Below are 20,287 nucleotides of genomic sequence, written 5' to 3'. Positions count from 1 at the left end.
GCCGGGGTCGGCCCACACGTCAGGCGTTGTCCTTGCGGAACGTGCGGGTGCCGATCCACAGCCCGGCCGCGAACAGCACCAGCGTCCACAGCAGGCCCCACAGGGTCGTCAGCGTGGCGATGTCGCCCTTGAACGCGTCGCGGATGCCGTTGACGATGTACTTGATCGGCATGAAATCGCTGAGCGTCACCAGCCACTGCGGAGCGCCGGTCTCCAGGCTGATCGGGAGGAGGATGCCCGACAGGAGCAGCACGGGCAGCGCGATGCTGTTGAGCACGGGCGCCAGCACATCCTCGCTCTTCGTCGACAGCGCGAGAGCGTTCGACGAGGCCGAGCAGGCGCCGCCGAGCAGCATCGTGAGGAAGAGCCCGAAGACCATTCCGGGGATCGACCCGGTGAGCCCGAACAGGAACGAGAGCGAGATCAGCAGGATGCCCTGCACCGTGAGCAGCACGATGTCGCGGGCCACCCGCCCGAGCAGCAGCGCCGTGCGGCTCGCCGGCGTCACGCGTTCGGCCTCGACGACGCCCTCACGCCATTCGGAGATGAGCCCGAAGCCGGCGAAGAGCGCTCCGAAGAGTCCGAGCTGCACGAGGAGGCCGGGGACGAAGAACGTGTAGGCGTTGACGTTTCCGATCTGCTGGGCGAGGGGCACGAGCAGAGGTCCGAAGAGGGCGAGGTAGAGAACGGGTTGGGCGAGCCCGATGATCACCCAGGCGGGGTTGCGGAGGGCGAGCCGCATCTGGCGGCGGAAGATGATCCAGGTCTGGCGTGCGAAGGTCATGGTCGAAATTCCTGGTCGGTGGATGCGCGGGGCCGGGCGCTCAGGCGTCTTCGCGAAGCGAGCGGCCGGTCATGGTCAGGAAGACGTCGTCGAGCGTCGGCCGGCGCACCTCGATCGACGCGAGGCCGACCCCTGCGGCGTCGAGCGATCGCAACAGCGAGGGCAGCTCGCCGCCCGCGCTCGGCACCCTGACGCTCACGACCAGGCCGTTCACATCCGTCGCCGCATCGCTGGTGATTCGCGCGAGCTGGGCCGCTGCCGTCGACACGTGCGATTCGTCGTGCACGACCAGCTCGATCAGGTCTCCTGCGACCTGGCGCTTGAGCGCATCCGGTGTGTCGGCGGCAACGATGGAACCGTGGTCGATGACGAGGATGCGATCGCAGAGCGCGTCGGCCTCGTCGAGGTAGTGGGTCGTGAGGAACAGCGTGCTTCCGCGTTTCGTGCGCAGGTCGGAGATGTGCACCCACAGGTTCGCCCGCGCCTGGGGGTCGAGCCCTGTCGTCGGTTCGTCGAGGAAGACGAGCCTCGGGTCGTGCACGAGACCCATCGCGATGTCGAGACGCCGGCGCTGGCCGCCGGACATCGTCTTCGGCTGCCGCTTCCACATCCCCTCCAGGTCGAGCTGGTCGAAGAGCTCCTTCCCGCGTTTCTCGGCCTGCGACGCGCTGATGCCGTAGAGCAGGCCGTGGTCGACGATCTCTTCGCCGGCGCGCGCCTCACCGGCGGTCGAGCCGCTCTGCGAGACGTAGCCGATGCTCTTGCGGACCTGGATCGCCTCTGTGGCGAGGTCGTACCCCGCGACGGTCGCGGTGCCGCTCGTCGGTTTGAGCAGAGTGGTCAGCATGCGGAGCGTGGTGGTCTTGCCTGCTCCGTTGGGGCCGAGGAAGCCGACGATCTCCCCCTCTTCGACGTCGATGTCGACGCCGGCTACCGCCTGGACGGCGACGCGCTCGCGCCCCCGTTTGGTGTCGAACGTTCGTGCGAGTCCTCTGGCGTGAATCACCGTGGCTCCTTGGTCGGGTCGGACGTTGTGGGTGTTGCGCCGGGCGCAACCCAAGGAAACCACAAGCCTCGGACACGGTGTGGTGGAAGAGGGAAAGCCTCAGAGGGAGAGACCGACCAGCACAGGCTCAGGATGCAGGATCACGCCGAACTCCGACTGCACGCGCCCCTGCACGTACGAGGCCAGCTGGACGATCTCGTCGGCGCCGGCGCCGCCACGATTCGTCAATGCGAGCGTGTGCTTGGTCGAGATCGCCGCCTGCGAGCCGGGAAGCGCGAACCCGCGCCGGATGCCCGCCTGCTCGATCAGCCACGCCGCGCTCAGCTTCACCTCGTAAGGCCCCTCGGCCAGCCGAGGCACGTCATCCGGATGCACGCCGCCTGGGCCGAGTGCCCGCACGACATCGGGCTCAGCGGGTTCGACCGGCCAGCGCGGAGCGGCCGCCGGCAACGACCTCGCGAAATTCTCGGACACGATCGGGTTCGTGAAGAACGACCCCGCGCTCACCGAATCGACGTCGTCGGGGTCGAGCACCATCCCCTTGGATGCGCGCAGCGTGATGACTGCGCGTCGCAGCTCAGCAACCGACACGCGTGAACCGAGCGGAACCCCCAGGGCATCGGCGAGCTGGGCGTAGGCGACCGGCTGGCTGAGCGGCGCGCCCATCGGCTCGTTGGCGTCGGCCAGCTCGAGCTCGACCGCGAGCACCACTCCGGCGAGACCGCGCTTCAGCACCGACGTGCGGTAACCGAGAGCCAGCTCGGCCTTCGTCATCCGGCGCGCATCCCCCGTCGCGTAGTCGAGGAAGTCGATCGCCACCAGGCTCGAGGCGAGCTCCTGCCCGTAGGCTCCGATGTTCTGGAAGGGAGCCGCGCCGGTCGAACCGGGGATGCCCGAGAGGGCCTCGACTCCCGACCATCCGTTCCGCACCGCGTGGGCGACCACCTCGTCCCACGGCTCGCCCGCCTCGACGCGGATGCGCACCCGGCCGGGCGGCGCATCCAGCCGCTCGATTCCCCGAGTGACGACGTGGATGACCGTCCCCGGGAAGCCGTCGTCGCTCGCGATCGTGTTCGAACCGCCGCCGAGCAGCAGCCAGTCGCCGCCCTCGCCCCACACCTGCAGCGCGGTGGCGACGAGCTCGTCGCGGGTGGCGGGCTCCAGCAGACGGTCGGGAACACCTCCGACCCTCATTGTCGTGAGAGTGGCCAGTGCAGGAGCGGCGGATGCCGTGGACGGGTCGGTCATGTCAGGCGAGCGAGACCCGCACCTGCGCCTTGCCGAGCACCGTCTCGCCGTTGAACGTGACGGTGAGGTCGATGCGCGCGACCTGCGCTTCGGCATCGAGCTGACCGACCTTCGCGACGACCGAGACCGTCGCGCCGTCGGCAGGGTCGACGACGACGGGCCGGGTGAAACGCACCTGGTAGTCGACGACACGCGACGGGTCGCCCGCCCAGTCGACGACCGGCTGCACGGCGGCGCCCATGGTGAGCATCCCGTGTGCGATGACGCCGGGGAGCCCGACGGAGGTGGCGATGTCGTCGCGGTAGTGGATGGGGTTGAAGTCGCCGGACGCGCCGGCGTAACGCACGAGGGAATCCCGGGAGAAGGTCACGTCGCGCTCGGCGACCACGTCGCCTGCGGTCAGGTCGTCGAACTGGGGGGCCATTACTCGTCCCCCCTGACCACAAGCGTCGAGACCGCCGTGACGACGTGTGCTCCCCGCGCATCCGTGATGACGGACTCGGCGGTCACCATCGAATGCGCGCCGAGCGATTTCACGCTCGAGACCGTGAGGGTGGCGGTGAGCTCATCGCCGGCGACGACGGGGCGGGTGTAGCTGAAGCGCTGGTCGCCGTGGACGACGCGGCTGAAGTCGATGCCGGCGTCCGGTTCAGCGAGGAGCTGGGCGAGAGTCAGTTCCTGCACGACGACCGGGAAGGTCGGGGGTGCGACGAGGTCGGCGTGGCCCGCTGCCCGGGCGGCGTCGACGTCGACGTTGAGCGGGCTGGTGGCGAACACGGCGCGCGAGAACTCGCGGATCTTCTCGCGCCCGACGAGGTACGGACTGGTCGGGGGGAAGACACGCCCCTGCAGTTCTGGGTTCACTGGCACCGGTCCATTCTACGGATGCGCTTGCGGCGTGCTCTGCTGGGTCTCGCCGCACTCGTTGCTTCCCACCGCACGTGTCATACGTAGTGCGCTGGGACGGAACGAGTGCGGCGAGCGGGCTGTGGCGGCGCAGAAACGACGAACCCCGGCGAGGCCATCTGGCCTGCCGGGGTCCGTGCAGTTCGTGTACTGCAGAGTGTTCGCTATGTGCCTACTGGCAGCTGTCGCACTGCAGAAGATCCATGGGGTCGACGGGAACTGCGTAGCCGCCAACTGAGTCGCTTTCGTATTCCATGATGGCCTCCCCTTGAAGTCTGTGTGAGCCGCTGGTTGCGGTGTCTGCCCACTATATAACGTGAATGACACGATTGTCATTCCACTACATGTAGTGTTTTGAACTTTTTTTGGACTATTTCCAGAGTAGGCCCGACCACCGACATTGACAGCTCGCACCTTCGATGACATCTGACTCAGTCGACCTGACATTTTTCTCACCTGAGACGTCACGAGCCCCGATTCTTAGTCAGTTGAGACCAGAGGATTGTCGATTTCTGCGTACTGAAGCAATGCCACTTCACGCGTGGATTTCGTAGACGAGCACCTTGCCCTATGGCCGAACTCGTTCCGGTCGAACGGCTCGCGCACCAAACGTTCAGTCTCGCAGGGGATAACCCTGCTCTTCTGACTCGGGCCGTAAGTCGAGATATGCGTGACCTAGAGTCACAGAGGCTAGTGCAAGGTTTGCGCTTGATCCATCAAGCTTTGTCGGAGGCGCCGTTCTTCTCTGTCTGCTGCTGCGGCCTGCTCAGGGGTTAACCAGTCGGCGGGGATGAGTTTGGTACCCTCCCTCCAATTGTGAACCACAGCGTTTGTGAACCATTTCGCGTCCGTATAGTTCGCGTGGTCGACGACTATCAGTTGAACGCCACCTTGCAGCTCGTCTGGGTAGTCAGCGAATAGCTTGAACATGTTGCGCACTGCTTCGCGATCTGGGTCGAAGTAGTTGTCATCTGCGCCGGCCGGTCGATCTGATTGGAAATGCGCCTTGCTGGGCTGATCCAACATCAGGAACCGAGGCACCGGACGATTCTGCTTGAGGAAGAAGTGGTGAAGAGCCAGGTGGGCCGACAAGTGGTATCCGACCCAATTTTCGCCGCTTCCGATGTTGCGTAACGGCAGCGGACCCGTCTCTGAGTCGACCACGACCGTGAGCTTGTTCACATCGAGTCTGATGGGACGGTCGGACTGTTCAAGGTGGAGCCGTCGACTGTAGTCACCGAGATAGATGCCTAGTGCGTTTAGTCGTGAAGTGAGTTGCTCGCGCGCATCACCTCCGTCAAGCTCGGACATAAGCGCATTGACGAGTGCGCGGGCGGTCTCTCTTTCGGATTCGAGCCTTCGAATCGTCGAGTCGTCACGGTCTGGCAGCTTGTCGAGTGTCGCATCGATTCGCCCCCGGACAAATGACTGAGCTTCGCCGATCGAGCTAGGGTCGGAGCCGACATCAGTTGATCCACTTGAGAAGATCGCGGATTGAACCACATTCAGGCCTTCACGCACCTCTCTAATAGCGGCGTCGACTTCTCGCAGTGCCTGCTGCTGCTTGGGTCGAACGGCTGATACAGTGGCGAGTTCCGTACGAATGTCGGTCAAGCGCTGGTTCAACTGTGCGACTGTCGGATCGGGGTGCTCCATCTGCTGCTCACAGAGCGGGCAGAATTCCGCATCGCCATCGTGGTCAGGGATAAGTCCGAGTACGCGAAGTCGGCTCGCCTGGATTTTCAAGGAGTCGTCGTATCCGCCTTCCCCGTCGCGAGCGTCCAGGAGAACGTCACGGGTGGCCATCAGACGATTCAGCCGTTGCGATAGCTCGATACGTTGCGACTCGGCTGCGCGCCTTTCGTCTTGCGCACGCGTATCGGCGCCGCGGGGCATAATGGCGGCTCGACGTTCGAGTCGGAGCGCGTTGAGGATGTCGAGCGTTGATGTCTCGCGGTTGTCGGATGCGGTGTTGACGAGCCCCACTGCGCGCGCTTCGGAGAGGAGTTCCCGAAGTTGGATCTCTTGTTCTTGGGTTTCTTGCGTCGCGAGTGCGAGGGCGTTTTCGATGCGGCGGAGGGCTTGGCGGGCCTCTCGAAGTTGCGCACGTTTGGCCGCTTGCTTGCCATCTACTGCGCCGAGGAAGAACGGGATTGTGTCTTTGAGGTTCTGGGCGAGTTCTTCCTGTCGGTGGAAGAGGGTGACTTTGCTGTCGATTTCGTGTTGTTCTTGGAGCGTGTATGGGATGGCACTGCCGAGGCCGACGCTGATCGGCCCGCGGAGCGACGCTTCACTTTCGAGTTGGATGTCGGCGAGTCCGATGCGTGCGCCGATTTGGGCGCGGAGCGCGTCCGTGTCGGTATTCAGCCTGAGCAGTTCGAATGGCGGCGCGGTGAGGTCCTTCCCCCCGAGTTCGAGCATCGCCCGCTGGCTGGTCAAGTTCGCGGTCGGCGCTTCGCGGGCGACGAGCGCGCGACTCCCGTCTTTGAATTGGAAGACTGCGGCGTACCAAGCGATCGCTTGGAACCACGCGGTGGTGGGAATTGATGGTTCTTTCCGGCCGAGGCAGTAGTCAACGATGTTTAGCAGGGAGCTTTTCCCTGTCTTGGAGTCACCGGTGACTATGTTGAGCTGGTTGAGGCGGAATGGAACGTCGCGTGTGCGGCCGTCGCCGCTATAGATCGTTATGCCGACGAGCTGCATTTAGGGGGTGACTCCAAATTGGGCGTACACATTGATAGGGGTTCCGGCTTTCGCGAATATAGCCCCGAGTGTCGCTGCGGCGGTGAGGATAGTGCGCAGTTCAGTGTCTTTGGGTGGTTTCATGTTCGCCTTGATAGTGGCGTGGATCCCTCCGTCGGTCGTGAGTGCGAACAAGTCGGTTCGGAGTCCGAAACGGAGGCCTTCGCGAACGTGGGGCGCGAACTGGGTTGCCCGCTCGGGAAGGCCAGCGAGTGTGACTTGACTGCGTGTGATCCACGATGGGAGGTGCGTGTTTGAGTTGCCTGGCAAATCCTGTCGTGTACGACGGTGGAGGATGATCGGCACCACAAGAAAGCTGAGTTCCCACGGCATTGCCTGCTTCAGTGTTGTCCGGTACCGCGCTGCAGCCCAGGTGATCGTTGCGGCCGTGAGTGCAGGGTTGAGGATTGCCGCGGTTGCTTGCGGCCGCTCGTCCCATCCGCGTAGTGCCGTCACGCTGGTGCCCCTACGAGCTCGCGAATCTTCTCGCGGAATTCTGGGTGCCATCCTAGGTCGCCTTTGTCAGCAATCAGGTGTCGCATCCCGTTTGTGAGGAAAGGTTCGGTGAAAGTTGGCCGGATTACGACTTCTTGCATGTCGTAGAGTCTGTTGAAGAGGTCTCGGCCCGCCTGGATTCGGGCGGTTTCTGTGTCCTGTCCGCTCAGGGCGAGTTGGTCGATCATGTTCTCGAATTGAATTTCCCACTCCTCGACCAGTCGCTTCTCGTAGGTAGTGAGCTCTCCGTCTAACAGGTCTCCGTCATCGGCCCATTTTGCGGTTTGAGCGAATGCGCGGTGGTAGTCGAGAAGGGCTTTCCGCATGTTCCGCCCGGTCGTGCTGATCCCCACCCACGTCATCTGCTTGACAAATGCTTTGTCTCTGTGGACGCTGAGCTCCTCTTCGCCAAAGGATTCATACGCCGGATCCAGAGGAAGCATGCCGTCGACGTACTTGTCTCGCAGGCTTTGCATTTTTGCGCTCAGCTGGCTGGCGGAGACGGTCTTCCCCTTGCCCTTCTCGGTAGTCAGAAGTCGAACACTCATCTCGAGCCACCATCCCCAGAGCTGTTCGAGAAAGCTGTCCAAGTGCTCTGCTCGGACGTTTGTGTATAGCTCTGCGCGAACGAGGTTGTCGACGTCGTTGATACTGGGGCTGTTACCGATGATGCGGACCCGTTTGAGGAGCCCGAGACGTTCCGCGTCGGTCGCGTCAAGCCAAGCTCGACGTCCCTTCTCGGTTGCCTCCGCCTTTAGTGTCGTCGCAGCGTCTGTCAGTTTCGCGCTCGCGATTTGTTCCACACGATTGGTCACACTGATAAGGGCCGCTGCCGTGTCGTCGGGAATTTCGCTCGTGGTGAGCAGCAACAGTTCGGGTCCACGAGGGTCTTTGAGCGCCGGCGTTTCCAGCCACACACGAAGGGTCGACCAGAGGTCCTTGTTGCCGTCGGTGAGCGGAGAGGGTGAACCGTGATGCTTTAGTTGTTGCGCAGTCTCAACTGATCCGTCTGCTGTAAGCAACGAGACATCGTCATATGTTTCCAGCGACAGGCGGAGTGTCGGATCCCGTCGGCTGGCTCGTAGAAGTTCGAGGAGCCCCCACCTGATCTGGTGCATGAATCCGACTGCGGACGCGGAGGCGTCGAACTGAGCCATCTCGTTCCCCATTCGTGTTCTGCGTTGTGTGGCTACCGATGTTGTATGCGGCGGCGTGGAGCGTTCGGGGTGACGTTCCTGGGCGCTGGGTGATACTCCTTGCGGCCCAACCTACACTCGCAGACTCCTCATGGTCGGCAAAGGTCCACGTTCGGGGTTCAAGTTGGGCGCTCTTTGCACGTCGTCCGTTGTGCCTGTTGGCGGGTGACCCCTCAATTGGCCTCAAGAAGCTTGGCAAGTCGTTGTTGTATCCCGCCTTCCCGGTGTGCCGCCGGAGTCGCACCCAGCCATCGCTCAAGCACCGCGATCTCCTCGTCGCGCCTTCCAAGCTTTCGGAGGATGATGGCCGCCTGCTCTGTGTACCAGGGCGCGGGTTCTCGTCCTTCGCGGGCACGCTCAGCGCCTTCGATAGCGATGTAGCAGAGTTGGAGGGCTTCTGCGAGTCGTCCTTCTCGCTTAAGTTGTTTGATTGGCTCGACTGTTTGCAGGTAGTGGATTCCGTTCACCTGTCCTGCCTTGAACGCCTCTGCCCTGGCACCACCCTCAGTGAGGGCTTCAGCAACCATTCGGTCGGCGCCTTTCGCGGCCGCCGTTCGTTTCTCTTCAGGCGTCATCGGCGGCCGGTTGTTGGAGTTGTACTCCCATTGAGCCGGCTCGTCGCCGATCCAGATCCAACCTTCAACGCGGACCCCGTCAGCTTTCAGAGCTGAGAACAGCTGAACCGGTGCTTGGCGTGAACCCTGGACACTCAGGTCGACTGTTTCCGCGGCATAGGACGGCAAGTATCCGATGCGTTCCCCTTCGACTAAGACCGCGACCGCCGCCGGGTTGACAGGGTTTGACGGCTCGCGTTGAAGTACCGCCGTCAATTCCAGGTACCCGAGGTTGGGTTGCTGATGGCGTTCAAAGAGAGCTCGAGCTTCGTCGCGGGCGATCGTCGTCGTCCCGGAGACGGGTAGCAGTGGGCTGTATTCGATCGAGAACTGGAACTTGATCTGTGCCGTATCGCTCTCGGCCGATGACTCTGCCTGAGGTGGCGCCACCGCAGTAGTTGCCGACTGTTTACGGAATCGATCGAGGATGCCCACGGGTCGATGATCGCACGCCCGCTGCTCGCTCGACTCTCGATTCGAGGCGCTTGTCCGCGTAGGGACACCGTATCGAGCGCACGGCCGTCGTCGGCAGGCATGAATCGATCTACACCGGAACTACGACCAAACGGCAATTTGAAGACACAGCAACCAGCCCGTACCCCACCGACATCGACCAGCGCACCTCGACTAGAGTTCGAGTCGCACGTTTCTGTCGGCGCTTTCGGCGAGCCGATCAAGGTAGCCCACGATTTGATCCGTTGTGACCTCGTCGGTCCTCCAGGCGCGGACATTCTCGACCAGATTGGGAAGCTCGGTTAATCGCCACTCCAACTTGGTCTTCGGTAAGACGTAAAGAACCTTCGCGACGAACAGCATCACGGTGGCGTCCTCTTTCGACTTTGCAGCCATCCAGGCGATGTCAACGTCAACCTGCAGCCGGGAGACGAAGGGCGCCATTGTGATGTCGCGCATGCCGCTACGAAGCCAACGTTCGATGTCAGAAATGTGGCGCGCGATCGCTTCGAACAGTTTCGCCAGCGCAGTGTCCAAGTTGTCCTCGTAGCGCTGTGAGGCCTGTGACTTCAGAGTGCTCGTCGCTACCCACCAAGAGAGCACGCCCGCCACGACAGCCCCGGCTAGGGCACCCCACATCGTTGCCCAGAACTGCGACCAGAAATCCATGCTCGAAGCCTATTGGGAGCCCACAGGAGCTTTGACCTCCGGCGCGTGCGTGGTCGTTCAGCGGTCGCGAGTTTCCCCCTGTTCGACGATCCGGGTCGCGAATGAAGTCGTGTTCGCACCGTGAGTGAGGACGTTAGCGGTCATTGATGGGGTTTCAACTTCCGGCGTGGGGTCCCATTCGCCGGTCGGTTTCTCGTTTCCCAATTTGGGTAGTCCTTTCTATACGAGATGTAGGTGTTGCAGGACGCCGACGGCGAGGGCAGCCGCCCACGCGCTGATGAGCCACCAGGTTGCAGGTTTGATGTATCTCTGTTTCCGTTCAAGGTCCCGGACGGCTGCGTCCAACTCGGCAAGTCGGTCCCGGATGAAGCCATATCCAACGGAGTAGGGCGGACTGGTCAAGAGGGTGTCTATCGTCGACTTGTTCAGCCGGGAACCCGTCGACTTCCAAAGCCGGATACCGATCAGCGCAAAGACCGCACTCACGACCGATAGCAGGATCGGGATGGCCAGCCATCCGAGTCCCTGTTGGGTGACAACGAGCACAGAAACGACTACGTCGCCAGCAACAACGATCGCCGCCCGGTCGACAATCGCGGATTGCTTTGCGTTGATGACGTCGATCTGCCTGGCCAGCTCGTCGAGGATCAGGCGCTGCTGTTCAACCGGCTTCGCCGACGGAGTCTCCTTCCGTCGGCGAAGCCACGACCTGTCAGATGTTGGGGAGGTCGTCAAGGTTGTTCCGGGTCGTGTTGTCGGCGTCCGTCCGCAAGTAGGGGCCGTAATGGCCCCGGACGACCTCGATCCAGGTTGATCCGGTGGCCCACGGGACGTAGTAGCTGTGCGTCCCCGCGGTGATGTCGCTTATCGCGTCAGCTGAGGAACGGACGGACCAGTATTCGCCCGGTTTGCCCAGCCCGATGATGTTGCCGGCCTGGTCTTTTCGGGTGTGGGTTACAGCTCGGGTAGCCATGTTGGTTCTCTCCATTTCCGCAACACGGACACTTTCACGGCTCGCGGCCACGCCAAGTAGCGCCCCACGTCCGATCCGGTTTTATACTCGAACTGTTCCCTTCGAAGAACGCTTCGAGCCTCGTTCGGCCGTTTGCCTCGTCCGGCAAACTGTTTACTGAACGAGGCTTCGTTGCTTACTCTGTCGATTTTACTGCGTGATGCCGACGAACTACATGGTTGTAGTTCATTTCCAGCTTCAGAGCGTTATCCAGCTAGCAGCTGATTGACCGGAGTGGAGCCCACTTGAAAGAGAAGGATTCGACAGCCGTCGCGCAAGACATTCGTGTCGCCTACCCGGGCTCGTGGTTCTGGGTTAATGCGAGCAGCAATCCGATGCGCGTCGATCCCGACGCGGCGACCGGTGGCGGCAACCCGGCGTATCGCGCCCTGGATTGGGTTGAGATCGCTCGCGTTGTTCGCGACGCGGTACGTCTGGTCGGCGATGAGTGGCGTCCCGGTGTCGTCGAGTCGACGGTCAGTGTTTCCGGGCGTCTGAGCTCGGAGGAGTGGGCAGTCGTTCACGACTGGACTACTTTCAGACCGGTGGTGACGGCGTTGTCGTTTTGTGGTGAGGATCCGCCTGTGCGGGACGGCCAGCATCGTTTATGGTGTGCCGGACATGTCGGCGCCTATCCTCTGCCTGTTCTTATGGAAGAACTGCAGGATGCCGCGTTGGTGGTCGGGCCGGACGGGAACGTTTGGTCGTTTGATCCGGCAATGCTGGTCGAGGAGTTGCACGATCTCTCTTCCTGGCTTGACAGTCGGAGTTCCGATTTTCAGGTGCTGAACCCGAAGTTGGCGGAGGCTATTGTCGCTGCCGAGCGGGCGCTGTCCATACTTCTCAATGACTGAGTCAGGACGGCGTCGTAGCCAACTCCGAACTGAAGAGGCATGACACGCAGTCTTCGATGGCTGCGGCGACGATAAGATCGGGCCGCCCTCGAGTCGATACTGTTCGACGGGGGAGCGCTCGCGCTGCGGAGTGCTCTGCGCTCGACTGTGAAGGGTCCGTCGCAAGCAGATGACCGTCCCGGCGCGCAGTTCCCCACTGAGTCTGAAATTGGACGCCGCCTCCCCCGCCTCTTTTGGCGCGGATCTCTAGACGGCTAGGCGCTAGTCAGCGATTGCCGCGTACGAGCGACACGAGTGCGGTAGTGGCGAGCGCAACAACCGCGGCAACGCCGATAACCCCCGCGGTCTCGACGGGTTCGGCCAGAAGTGCTGACTTCGCGGAAGTACACGACGCTCTCGCCAAAGGGCCTGCCCGTCATGTAGAAACACTTTGATGAGTCCTCACAAGTCGGATCACTGAATCGCCTCGCTCGACAGCGACCGGCGCGGACAGAAGGATGAACGAAACTGCGACTCACTCACATAGCCGCTTCATGCGCCAACGCAGCAGGGTGCAACGACACCGGCACCTCGTTTGAGCCTGGATGGTGGCTCTGGGGAATCGTCGCGCTGGTAAGTGTCGCAATCGTTGTCGCGGCCACAGTCTTTGCCCGCAGAGGACGCTGACTCTCTGAGGAATAACGTGCCGGCCCTCCCCGACATCCCCCACCGCCAGCATGTCCTGCCGAATCGGGGTCTCGAACGGGGGCGATTACATCGAGATCACGGCGCAAACTATCCCGAAGGGAAGCGCTCCTAGTCCGGCACCGTAGCCGTAGCGTCGGTATTTGTGTTCGCAGGCCCCTCGCAGGTAGAGCAGGGCTGTTGCTCCGGCGAGGACGACGAGGAGTGGCTAGTCTCCCCCGCTGAGTCAGCGCCTTACGACCGGTGTGCGCCCCTGGGCATGCCGGGATGCTTCGGGTCGACGAGGTCAGCGTACTCGGGGTTGCGCTCGATGAATGCCCAGACAATCGGGCACATGATGCTGACGGTTTTGCCTTGGGTGCGCACCTCATTGAGGACGCGGCGGATCAATTCGGACGCGATCCCCTGTTTGCGATACGCGGGGAACACTGCCGTGGCCACCAGCACGAGTCTGTTATCGCTGGCGAAGTTATAGGTCAGGCCGGCGATCACGGTGTCGCCGGCGATGGCCTCGTAGATCCGAGTCTTGTCGTCGTTCCTGACGAAGAAGCTGAGCGTAGGAGCGTGGCCGTCGGCGATCACCTCATCGATGAGGACCGCCTGGTGCCGGGTGAGGCTGCCAACGCCGTCCGGGTTGCCGGAGCCGCCCCGGTACTCGAAGCCGCCGCTGCTCGAATCGCTCGCATTAGTCATCGTTTCGGTATTCCTTTGCTGGTTCTGATCCGATCGGCTGTCGTCAGTAGCGGCTGCTGATGACGATCTCCAGTTACGTCACGCGATCGGGTTTGGGCCAAGCCTCTATCTTTTGTCACCGCGGTCTCCCGCCGTCCGAATTGAACCGAACGAACGGGAGCCCACGGTGGCCTCGACCGACCGGCGAGCCCCCCGAAGACATCCTATGCTGCAAACTGGACGAAATAGTACACTTTGGACACAGGCACCCCAGTCGTGCGCACTCGCCCCCGTTGTTACCAAGCTGCACTGAGGGCGTGCTCCCGCCAGGCGCCCCCGTCGGTGACTGCGTCGGCCTCCACGCCGTGCAAAACGATCGCGCGCAATAGGTGGTTCCCGACAGCGGTCGGAAATAGTTCACTCATGTCCGGCGAGTATTCGCGGCGGGAGTCGGTTGATTCCGCGCCGCCTAGCTGAGCATGCAATACCCTATGGAAGCACTTCGCACCAGGAAAGGATTGCAATGACGCCAGTGTTTGATCGCCGGGGACGCGTTTGCGGATGGATGGCTTCGGATCGTGTGCTGGACCTGCGTGGCCAGACCATTGGATGGGTACAGGGCACCCACTTCTTCTCCCGGCACGGACGCACATTCGGACACCTTGCAGATGGATTCTTCCGCGATCGATCTGGCGGCGCCGTGGCGTTCGTTTCAGGAGCGAACAACGGCCCGTTGCTTCCTATTACCGCGATACCCCCAATTCCGCCCATCGCGGCAATCCCACCCATCCCTCCGATTCCACCAATTCCACCAATCCCCGCTGTGCCCTCCCTCGGATGGTCCAACCTTCCTTGGAGCCAGTACACGACAATCTGACGCTCCCAGCTTCTCTTGAGAGCCGTCATCGCTTTAACTGGTTCGAGAATTGTCGGGGTCTCATAGCCAACGTCCAAGCTCATCGGACCAGGCTCGAGCGGTTTGTTGCGTGCCCCCATTAGGCAAGTCACCACCCGCGGTCAGCTGGCCGCACCGGCTACGAGTTCAGCTTCGTCGTCACGAATCCGGGGATTGCGCGAAGGCGGGAAAGGCAATCTTCCGCTCGGGCGCCCGCTCCAGTTCGCGAACGGTTCTCACTGCGCGGACGTATCGCTTCACGCTTGAGCGCGCGGCGATCCGGATCACTACTCCCCCAACCGTCCAGTCAACGAGCCACTGTGGAGGCACAGCCTGGTTCCAGCGCAGCGGCATTGTCGTCACGCCTGCACACAGCGTGACCATGACGAGAATTGAGAGCCCAGCCCACAGGCTTGACGTGAACACGAAAGCGATTCCAAGACCGGCGAAGATCACGATCGGACTCAAGCCGAGAGCCACGTCGAGCGTCCGAGAAGCGCGGGACACGTCCAGAATCCATAAATAGCGCGCGAGCCCACACCACAGATTGACCAGGGCAGATCCGGCAACCAAGGATACGAAGAGCAGAGGTACTGAGGGAGGGGTTGTTGCCGGGAGCCCGACGATGAGTGCGATCACTCCGATGAGGGTTGAATCGACGAGCCATACCGCAAGCCATGGGCGACGCGAACGAGGCTTCAGCCTGGGCAGTGTCGCTCTGGCCCGGTCGCGATCGGCGGCGGCCAAACGCAGCCTCACTGTCGTGTCTGGAATGACGAAGGCTCCCAATTGTGTCGCCAGGAACAATACAAGACCGGCAGCTGGGACGATGAAAAGTAGGGTGGCCCACCGCTCCGGATGGCTGAAGAACGAAAACAGGATGACAAGAAGTCCGACGAGCATGAATGAAGCGATCGTTTGAGCGATCGCACCCAGAACAAACCGGAGACGCCCACGCTCGTCAGAAATCTGATCGCCGATCACCCCAACGTAGAAGGCTATGAGAGCGGTGAAAAAAATCCCGAACACCCACCCGAGCTGCCCATAGAGCTCACCGCCGGCCGCACTCAGAAGGGCAAACAGTGCCGCCAGATCGGCTCCAGCCAGTGCGCTCATTGTCACAGTGAGAATCACCCCGAGGAAGAGCGATATTCCCAGAATGTCAACCAATGCCTCGCTCGGCCGTCGGGAGTTCAGGTTTGAATCCATGCGCCGAGTCTGCCCTATTGCGATTTGTCAGCGCGCCGCCCGCTAGTACGTTGCAGCATTCCGTCGCGAACTCGAGCGACAATCAGTCCTTGGCGCAGGTGCCGCGAGCAGCCGCCCAAGTCGCACGCGTGGTCCGAAGAGGCGCCGGTAACAGCGAGAATCGTATAGGGGGCCCAGCCTGCCACGTCGCGATGAGGACTTCGTGCTGACATGCCAGACGCCGTCTCGCGTACCACGTCGAAGCGGAGGGTGAGCTTCGGAGTCACGCTCCATTCCACACGTCATAGAGTCCCCACAGAAGGCGTAATCGCGCTCACGAAAGTCGTGGTCCTGCGGGTGAAGGCAACGACAGTTGGGTCCCCCAACCGTTGAACATCGACGACCATCGGCCATCCGATCTTCAGCAGCAGAACTCGAAGGATTTTCAACGATTCTCCGTCGAAACGCATGTGACTGGCCGGCGGCACGAACGGGTCCTCCGAGTCATGCTCGCCTCGAAACCGAGTCAAATACCCCGTCTCGAAGTCGAGGTGGTAACGGCTCGCCTCAGTTTGGACAACGTATCGACCGCGAAGCGGGATCGTGACGTCGCCCCGACGGTCCCAGTTGGGCGGCAGGAGGACGACCGGCACCGGTTCGATCAGGTTGTCGTCGTCCGTCATGTGCTGGGCCTTCCGTCGGGGACGATGTGACGGATGATCGTGCTCTGGTGCCTGCGCTGGACGGAATGTGGTTCGAGTGTTTCGGTCGTCCACATTCCGCGTTCCCCGATTCGGCAGCGTTCGATCGTCTGAAGTCGCAGAACTTCGTGTGAAGCACTGGCTTGCGTGTCGGGTTCTGGAATTTGTTCGACGGTGTGCGCTTCGAGGTCGAATCGGTGCCGGCTGTCGTTGGTGTGAACCACCCAAACTCCGGTGGCTGCGTTGGTCAGCTCTTTCAGCGGTTCACGTGTCGGGAGTGCTTCACCGTCGGCGGTGAGGAACCGGATTGCCAACGAGCCGACGTCGAGGATTGCGACTGAGGCGGTCCCTGTGTGTTGGAGAGTGTCGAGGACGACGACTCTGGTGCTGAACCCTTTGTCGCCGACGACGTAGCCGACGGTCTCGTCGATCGGGAGATGGTAGTGACCGCCGAGCGACAACTTCGGTTGGATTTGCATGAACCCACGATGGAACATCGCGCGGCCTTGTTGGGAGTACCGGATACCGGTTTCGGGCCACATGAACGCGGTCCGGGCCAGGTAGTTGTCGAGTCTGAGCACGTCTTCGGGGGCGTCGTGGCCGATGAGAATGTCTGCATGCTCGGTCCCGAGCGTGGCCAGGTTGTCGTCAGTGATCGACTCGGCGGGCCACCAGGATGTGCGCGACCGCATCGCCACGTCGACGCTGTTGGCGCCACCAAACGCGGCGAGCGTTCGCCCAGTAGGCAGGGTGATGCGGTCCCCGCGTGGGAGGTGGATGACGTTGGTAGAGATCGGTCGTTGGCCTCGGTCGTCGATCGGGTATTTCGCGATCAGGTCGTGGTTTTCGTGGTTCCCGTCGACCCAATAGAACGTCTGCTGGTTGGCGGTGACACGGGCTTCGAGCTTGTCGATGTCGTGCTTCGAGTTCCGTCCCCAGAGGATTCCGACGTCGCCGAGGCCGATCACGCAGTGGACGCCACGCTCTGCGAGCACGTCGAGGATCCGGAACAACGCCGGAAGGTCGCCGTGGATGTCGCCGATAGCGGCAACTGTGGTCGCTAGTTCGATGGGGGCGAACGGCTGCTCGCTTTTCATGTGACCTCTTCCTCACTTATCGCAAGGTGGTTATTGTATTAAACAATTCGCCGAAAAGTGAGGTCTGTCAATGGCCGAATACCCGCACCTCGAGGAGCTTCCCGAAATCAAACTCGGACGCAAGGGCCTGAAAACGCTCGGCGCGACCTACGAAGGCGGAGACGGTTGGGCGACGATCGCGTTCAACCTCGCGTACACGATCAGGTCCTTACAACCGGGGGCGACCGTGCGAATGCGGCAACGCGTCAACATGTTGAACGTCGACATCAACGGGGGCCGAACGCTCGACGCCGACACTGGGGATTCAATTGAGAAAGCTATCGATGTCGCCCGCCACCTCGCCATGTATACCTGCACCGGATGCGGCCGGCCAGGCGTCCTGCGAGGCAGCGGGATATACACAGTCCTATGCGACGGGTGCATGGCATTGCGAGAACACGCCGGCGCCGACGCAGAAGCAGCGACCTTCGCCGGCGCATTTAGCGAAAACCTGGGCCCGCTGTACACGCTCACCTCAGTCTGCGAAGCCCTCAACAAGACGCCCGAAGACGTCTTCGACCACGTCAGCCGCCTCGAAATCCTCTGCATCACCGCCGGGTACGACCAGCACCTGTTCCCGATGTTCGCATTCGGCCCCGGCCCCTCCCTCGTCCCCCACCTCGCCGACGTGCTCAAAATACTCAGCAAAGCCATCGGCGACAGTTGGACATGGGCGCAATACCTGGCCGCGAAACGGCACGGCCAATCCCCCATCGAAAGCCTCCTCGACGGCAACGTCGACACGGTCATCGCCCACGCCCGAGCTGTCGCAGCCGCCTGGAGCGCCTGATGAACAACGACTGGGCGACGGTCCACGAGTTCGCAGAGCTCGCAGGCCTCGACGGGGTCGAACTCGCCGCGGCCGCGCACCGGCGCGGAGTATCCGCAGAAGCCGTACTCGAAGGGTTCCATCGGGCGATTCGACTCAGGGCGGAACGGGGCGAAAACGACCCGTACCCGTTCACGGTCTTCGAGGCGACCCCACCAGGGATTATCGACCTGCGGGTCCTTGACCAGGCAGAGTGGTGGGTTGATCAACTTCGGACACCTCATCGCATAGCCGACCGAGTCGATTTTCCCGACGGCTATCTTGCGAACGTGATCAGGCACCTCATGCGATCAGCGAACGCATATTGGATTCGCGTGGTCGTCTACGATCCGGCGGCGGCGGAATCCGACTCGTTGAGCTGGATAAAAGGGACGACCCTGATGGGAGCGCTCCGTGGCGAGGCGTCACTTCGACTCGTCTCGGCACTCGAAGGGTGGACAACCGTGCTCCCGGCAGAGAGCCCACGCACCGCGTCACCCGACCATAGGGCCACTCGTGGCTAATCAGCAGGGCTGGAACGAACCGGTCACCTATCGCACCCGGAAGGAAGCTGAGGAGCTCGCAGTCCAGGCGCGAGCCGTGGTCAACGAAGTTACGATGCGGCTGCCGCCTGGCCAGTTCGAGTTGTCAGTGGAGACATTGTTCGTCGGGAGGCAGATACCGGAAGAGGTCGCTGTCTTTCTCGCGAGCGTGGTCGGGGTTGATCGCAGCCTGACCGCGGTTGAGTTCGAATTGACGTTCTCGTCGGAAGAGAACGTGGACTGGATCATCGAGGGGCTAGTCCGGTATCGGGATAAATTGCTTGCCGCTGGCGAGTAGGCGACGTCACGCGCAGCTCCGAGCGGCCGGTTCCTGTTCCACGGACGCGTCGGACAATTCACAGCGGCAGAGGCAGGGAGGGTCCCGAGTTTAGGACCCTCCCTGCGATGCCCCGCCATCTCTTGCGTGGTCGTCGACGATGCTAGCGACCACCTCGACGAGGACGAGACGACGAGAGCGCTTTAGTCTCTGCTGGGTGCGACGCCCGTGAAGTCAATGACGAACTTGACTCCACCCGAGCGGCCGGCTGCGACAATGGCCGCGGTGGCGGATCCCTGCTCGATCGTGACCGAACTTACTTCCAAGCTCAGCTTCCCCGCAGCCGCGAGGGCTGCGAGCTTCCCAAGTTCCTCACCATCCGGATGAATGTAGAGATTGTTGCTTGTGATCCCGCGCGCCGGCTCTGGCGCATCAGAAGTGATGGAGCACAAACGGCCACCGTCTTCCAGGAGGCTCATCGCCTCCGATGCTGTGCCGTCCGCAGCAACCAGGACCGCATCGAATCGACGTTCCGTGGTCTGAGCCCACCCCTGCATGTGAGAGTCGATGACATCGATGGCCCCAAGTCGACGAAGCCGGTCGGCATGCCGTGGGCTGGCCGCAGCAACAACGCTGGCGCCAGCTTGGACAGCCAGTTGGACAGCCAGTACAGCTGTCGGCCCCGAGCCGACAACGAGAAGCCGCGTAGCGGAATCGGTTCGAAGCTCATCCAGCGCCTGACGTGCCGTCAACGCGGCAACAGGCAGCGCCGCCCCAAGATCGTGGCTGAGGTTCGGCGGGCAAATCGCCACACTTGACGCGTGGACAAGCACCTGTTCAGCCCAAGTACCGCTTCCCGCCGCAAGCGGCGTGTCGTGGACGATGACCACATCGCCGATCTTGAAGATCTCCACACCAGGGCCGACAGCGATGACGCGTCCGACGCCTTCGACGCCGAGTGCTGCAGGCGGCTCCAGCCCCACGTCCCAACCGCCGGTGTGCAGGAGCACATCCCACGGACCGATTCCCGCGGCGGTCATCTGGAGCAGGAGCTCGCCGGACGTTGGCTTCCGCGGGGTAGGCAGATCGAGGACCTCGATATCTCCATTGGTTGTTCGGACTCCGAGTGCAATCATCAGTTCTCTTCTTTCTTACGTGTATTTGATAGCGGGCGCGAACCCATGTTCGCGGTGCCGCCGGCGGCCGCCGCTTCGTACTCCTAGCGGCAGATGTTTTACGGAAAGGCCAAATCGTTTCCTTCCTCTGGTCATGAGTATCAAAGGGTCCATGGCGAGCCCCCTGTTGCACCCGTCGCCATGCGAGACCGTGGAACCGAATTCGCTTTCACACGTCACTGACTTATTGCCCCTTGAACGTCGAACGATTCGAGGGGACGACGACGGAG

At 62.1% G+C, this 20,287-nt stretch carries 22 protein-coding genes; 5 read left to right on the top strand and 17 right to left on the bottom strand.

Features of this window, described 5'->3' with window-relative positions; translation table 11 throughout:
• Window positions 1-19: 19 nt before the first annotated feature.
• From G3T36_RS18545 to G3T36_RS18490, 12 genes are all read right to left on the bottom strand, one after another.
• Window positions 20-784, bottom strand: a complete 765-nt coding sequence (locus G3T36_RS18545) for an ABC transporter permease (RefSeq protein ID WP_163291343.1) — start codon at window positions 782-784, stop codon at window positions 20-22.
• A 40-nt stretch (window positions 785-824) separates the two neighbouring features.
• A complete protein-coding gene (locus G3T36_RS18540; RefSeq protein ID WP_163291342.1) occupies window positions 825-1,790 on the bottom strand; it encodes an ATP-binding cassette domain-containing protein in 966 nt (321 codons plus the stop codon).
• Window positions 1,791-1,889: 99 nt separating this feature from the next.
• Entirely contained in the window at window positions 1,890-3,038 is a 1,149-nt protein-coding gene (locus tag G3T36_RS18535) for a UDP-N-acetylmuramate dehydrogenase (protein ID WP_163291341.1), read from the bottom strand.
• A 1-nt stretch (window position 3,039) separates the two neighbouring features.
• Window positions 3,040-3,462, bottom strand: a complete 423-nt coding sequence (locus G3T36_RS18530; RefSeq protein ID WP_163291340.1) for a MaoC family dehydratase — start codon at window positions 3,460-3,462, stop codon at window positions 3,040-3,042.
• Window positions 3,462-3,908: an FAS1-like dehydratase domain-containing protein gene (locus tag G3T36_RS18525; RefSeq protein ID WP_163291339.1), complete on the bottom strand. Its 447-nt coding sequence runs from the start codon at window positions 3,906-3,908 to the stop codon at window positions 3,462-3,464. The genes G3T36_RS18530 and G3T36_RS18525 overlap by 1 nt, the downstream gene beginning before the upstream one ends.
• Before the next feature lie 726 nt (window positions 3,909-4,634).
• Window positions 4,635-6,647, bottom strand: a complete 2,013-nt coding sequence (locus tag G3T36_RS18515; protein WP_163291338.1) for a DUF3732 domain-containing protein — start codon at window positions 6,645-6,647, stop codon at window positions 4,635-4,637.
• Window positions 6,648-7,193, bottom strand: coding sequence for a three component ABC system middle component (locus G3T36_RS20275; protein ID WP_420811059.1), 546 nt, complete (start codon window positions 7,191-7,193; stop codon window positions 6,648-6,650). It abuts the gene before it with no gap.
• Window positions 7,139-8,338: an ABC-three component system protein gene (locus G3T36_RS18510; RefSeq protein WP_163291337.1), complete on the bottom strand. Its 1,200-nt coding sequence runs from the start codon at window positions 8,336-8,338 to the stop codon at window positions 7,139-7,141. The genes G3T36_RS20275 and G3T36_RS18510 overlap by 55 nt, the downstream gene beginning before the upstream one ends.
• A 212-nt stretch (window positions 8,339-8,550) precedes the next feature.
• A complete protein-coding gene (locus G3T36_RS18505; RefSeq protein ID WP_163291336.1) occupies window positions 8,551-9,426 on the bottom strand; it encodes a hypothetical protein in 876 nt (291 codons plus the stop codon).
• 192 nt (window positions 9,427-9,618) lie between these two features.
• Entirely contained in the window at window positions 9,619-10,113 is a 495-nt protein-coding gene (locus tag G3T36_RS18500) for a hypothetical protein (protein ID WP_163291335.1), read from the bottom strand.
• A gap of 219 nt (window positions 10,114-10,332) precedes the next feature.
• Window positions 10,333-10,848, bottom strand: a complete 516-nt coding sequence (locus tag G3T36_RS18495; RefSeq protein ID WP_163291334.1) for a hypothetical protein — start codon at window positions 10,846-10,848, stop codon at window positions 10,333-10,335.
• Window positions 10,826-11,086: a DUF3892 domain-containing protein gene (locus G3T36_RS18490; protein ID WP_163291333.1), complete on the bottom strand. Its 261-nt coding sequence runs from the start codon at window positions 11,084-11,086 to the stop codon at window positions 10,826-10,828. Before G3T36_RS18490 ends, G3T36_RS18495 begins: the two co-directional genes overlap by 23 nt.
• Window positions 11,087-11,370: 284 nt before the next feature.
• Between G3T36_RS18490 and G3T36_RS18485 the strand changes: the two genes are divergently transcribed.
• Window positions 11,371-11,979, top strand: a complete 609-nt coding sequence (locus G3T36_RS18485; RefSeq protein WP_163291332.1) for a hypothetical protein — start codon at window positions 11,371-11,373, stop codon at window positions 11,977-11,979.
• Window positions 11,980-12,897: 918 nt separating this feature from the next.
• Here G3T36_RS18485 and G3T36_RS18480 read toward each other — a convergent pair.
• Window positions 12,898-13,356, bottom strand: coding sequence for a GNAT family N-acetyltransferase (locus G3T36_RS18480; protein ID WP_163291331.1), 459 nt, complete (start codon window positions 13,354-13,356; stop codon window positions 12,898-12,900).
• Between the two features lie 502 nt (window positions 13,357-13,858).
• Between G3T36_RS18480 and G3T36_RS20270 the strand changes: the two genes are divergently transcribed.
• Window positions 13,859-14,212 (top strand): 4-fold beta flower protein, encoded by a 354-nt coding sequence (locus G3T36_RS20270; protein WP_420811058.1) that lies wholly within the window; start codon window positions 13,859-13,861, stop codon window positions 14,210-14,212.
• 177 nt (window positions 14,213-14,389) lie between these two features.
• On the opposite strand, the gene G3T36_RS18475 is transcribed toward G3T36_RS20270, so the two are convergent.
• The 3 genes from G3T36_RS18475 to G3T36_RS18465 form a co-directional block, all read right to left on the bottom strand.
• Complete coding sequence (locus G3T36_RS18475; RefSeq protein WP_163291330.1) at window positions 14,390-15,439, bottom strand: hypothetical protein; 1,050 nt, start codon at window positions 15,437-15,439, stop codon at window positions 14,390-14,392.
• Window positions 15,440-15,720: 281 nt separating this feature from the next.
• Entirely contained in the window at window positions 15,721-16,101 is a 381-nt protein-coding gene (locus G3T36_RS18470) for a hypothetical protein (protein ID WP_163291329.1), read from the bottom strand.
• On the bottom strand, window positions 16,098-17,216 hold the full coding sequence (locus tag G3T36_RS18465) for a metallophosphoesterase family protein (RefSeq protein WP_163291328.1): 1,119 nt from the start codon (window positions 17,214-17,216) through the stop codon (window positions 16,098-16,100). The genes G3T36_RS18470 and G3T36_RS18465 overlap by 4 nt, the downstream gene beginning before the upstream one ends.
• 70 nt (window positions 17,217-17,286) lie before the next feature.
• On the opposite strand from G3T36_RS18465, the gene G3T36_RS18460 reads away from it, so the two are divergent.
• Genes G3T36_RS18460 through G3T36_RS18450 form a run of 3 tightly spaced genes read left to right on the top strand, consistent with a single transcriptional unit; the run spans window position 17,287 to window position 18,903 of the window.
• Window positions 17,287-18,045 carry a hypothetical protein gene (locus G3T36_RS18460; RefSeq protein WP_163291327.1) on the top strand — a complete coding sequence of 253 codons (759 nt, stop codon included), beginning with the start codon at window positions 17,287-17,289 and terminating at the stop codon, window positions 18,043-18,045.
• A complete protein-coding gene (locus G3T36_RS18455; RefSeq protein WP_163291326.1) occupies window positions 18,045-18,587 on the top strand; it encodes a hypothetical protein in 543 nt (180 codons plus the stop codon). The genes G3T36_RS18460 and G3T36_RS18455 overlap by 1 nt, the downstream gene beginning before the upstream one ends.
• Window positions 18,580-18,903 carry a hypothetical protein gene (locus G3T36_RS18450; protein WP_163291325.1) on the top strand — a complete coding sequence of 108 codons (324 nt, stop codon included), beginning with the start codon at window positions 18,580-18,582 and terminating at the stop codon, window positions 18,901-18,903. Before G3T36_RS18455 ends, G3T36_RS18450 begins: the two co-directional genes overlap by 8 nt.
• Before the next feature lie 182 nt (window positions 18,904-19,085).
• Here the strand turns inward: G3T36_RS18450 and G3T36_RS18445 are convergent, their stop codons facing one another.
• Window positions 19,086-20,018, bottom strand: coding sequence for an alcohol dehydrogenase catalytic domain-containing protein (locus G3T36_RS18445; RefSeq protein ID WP_163291324.1), 933 nt, complete (start codon window positions 20,016-20,018; stop codon window positions 19,086-19,088).
• Window positions 20,019-20,287 lie beyond the last annotated feature (269 nt).

It is taken from the genome of Leifsonia tongyongensis (genome assembly GCF_010686705.1).
Lineage (GTDB): Bacteria > Actinomycetota > Actinomycetes > Actinomycetales > Microbacteriaceae > Diaminobutyricibacter > Diaminobutyricibacter tongyongensis.
This window is presented reverse-complemented; position numbering and strand designations above follow the sequence as displayed.

Bases quoted from the DNA above. Each gene is read 5' to 3' on its own strand.
- G3T36_RS18545 (WP_163291343.1), bottom strand. From the start codon at position 784: ATGACCTTCGCACGCCAGACCTGGATCATCTTCCGCCGCCAGATGCGG.
- G3T36_RS18535 (WP_163291341.1), bottom strand. From the start codon at position 3,038: ATGACCGACCCGTCCACGGCATCCGCCGCTCCTGCACTGGCCACTCTC.
- G3T36_RS18530 (WP_163291340.1), bottom strand. From the start codon at position 3,462: ATGGCCCCCCAGTTCGACGACCTGACCGCAGGCGACGTGGTCGCCGAG.
- G3T36_RS18515 (WP_163291338.1), bottom strand. From the start codon at position 6,647: ATGCAGCTCGTCGGCATAACGATCTATAGCGGCGACGGCCGCACACGC.
- G3T36_RS20275 (WP_420811059.1), bottom strand. From the start codon at position 7,193: ATGGCACCCAGAATTCCGCGAGAAGATTCGCGAGCTCGTAGGGGCACC.
- G3T36_RS18510 (WP_163291337.1), bottom strand. From the start codon at position 8,338: ATGGCTCAGTTCGACGCCTCCGCGTCCGCAGTCGGATTCATGCACCAG.
- G3T36_RS18500 (WP_163291335.1), bottom strand. From the start codon at position 10,113: ATGGATTTCTGGTCGCAGTTCTGGGCAACGATGTGGGGTGCCCTAGCC.
- G3T36_RS18490 (WP_163291333.1), bottom strand. From the start codon at position 11,086: ATGGCTACCCGAGCTGTAACCCACACCCGAAAAGACCAGGCCGGCAAC.
- G3T36_RS18480 (WP_163291331.1), bottom strand. From the start codon at position 13,356: ATGACTAATGCGAGCGATTCGAGCAGCGGCGGCTTCGAGTACCGGGGC.
- G3T36_RS20270 (WP_420811058.1), top strand. From the start codon at position 13,859: ATGACGCCAGTGTTTGATCGCCGGGGACGCGTTTGCGGATGGATGGCT.
- G3T36_RS18475 (WP_163291330.1), bottom strand. From the start codon at position 15,439: ATGGATTCAAACCTGAACTCCCGACGGCCGAGCGAGGCATTGGTTGAC.
- G3T36_RS18470 (WP_163291329.1), bottom strand. From the start codon at position 16,101: ATGACGGACGACGACAACCTGATCGAACCGGTGCCGGTCGTCCTCCTG.
- G3T36_RS18465 (WP_163291328.1), bottom strand. From the start codon at position 17,216: ATGAAAAGCGAGCAGCCGTTCGCCCCCATCGAACTAGCGACCACAGTT.
- G3T36_RS18460 (WP_163291327.1), top strand. From the start codon at position 17,287: ATGGCCGAATACCCGCACCTCGAGGAGCTTCCCGAAATCAAACTCGGA.
- G3T36_RS18455 (WP_163291326.1), top strand. From the start codon at position 18,045: ATGAACAACGACTGGGCGACGGTCCACGAGTTCGCAGAGCTCGCAGGC.
- G3T36_RS18445 (WP_163291324.1), bottom strand. From the start codon at position 20,018: ATGATTGCACTCGGAGTCCGAACAACCAATGGAGATATCGAGGTCCTC.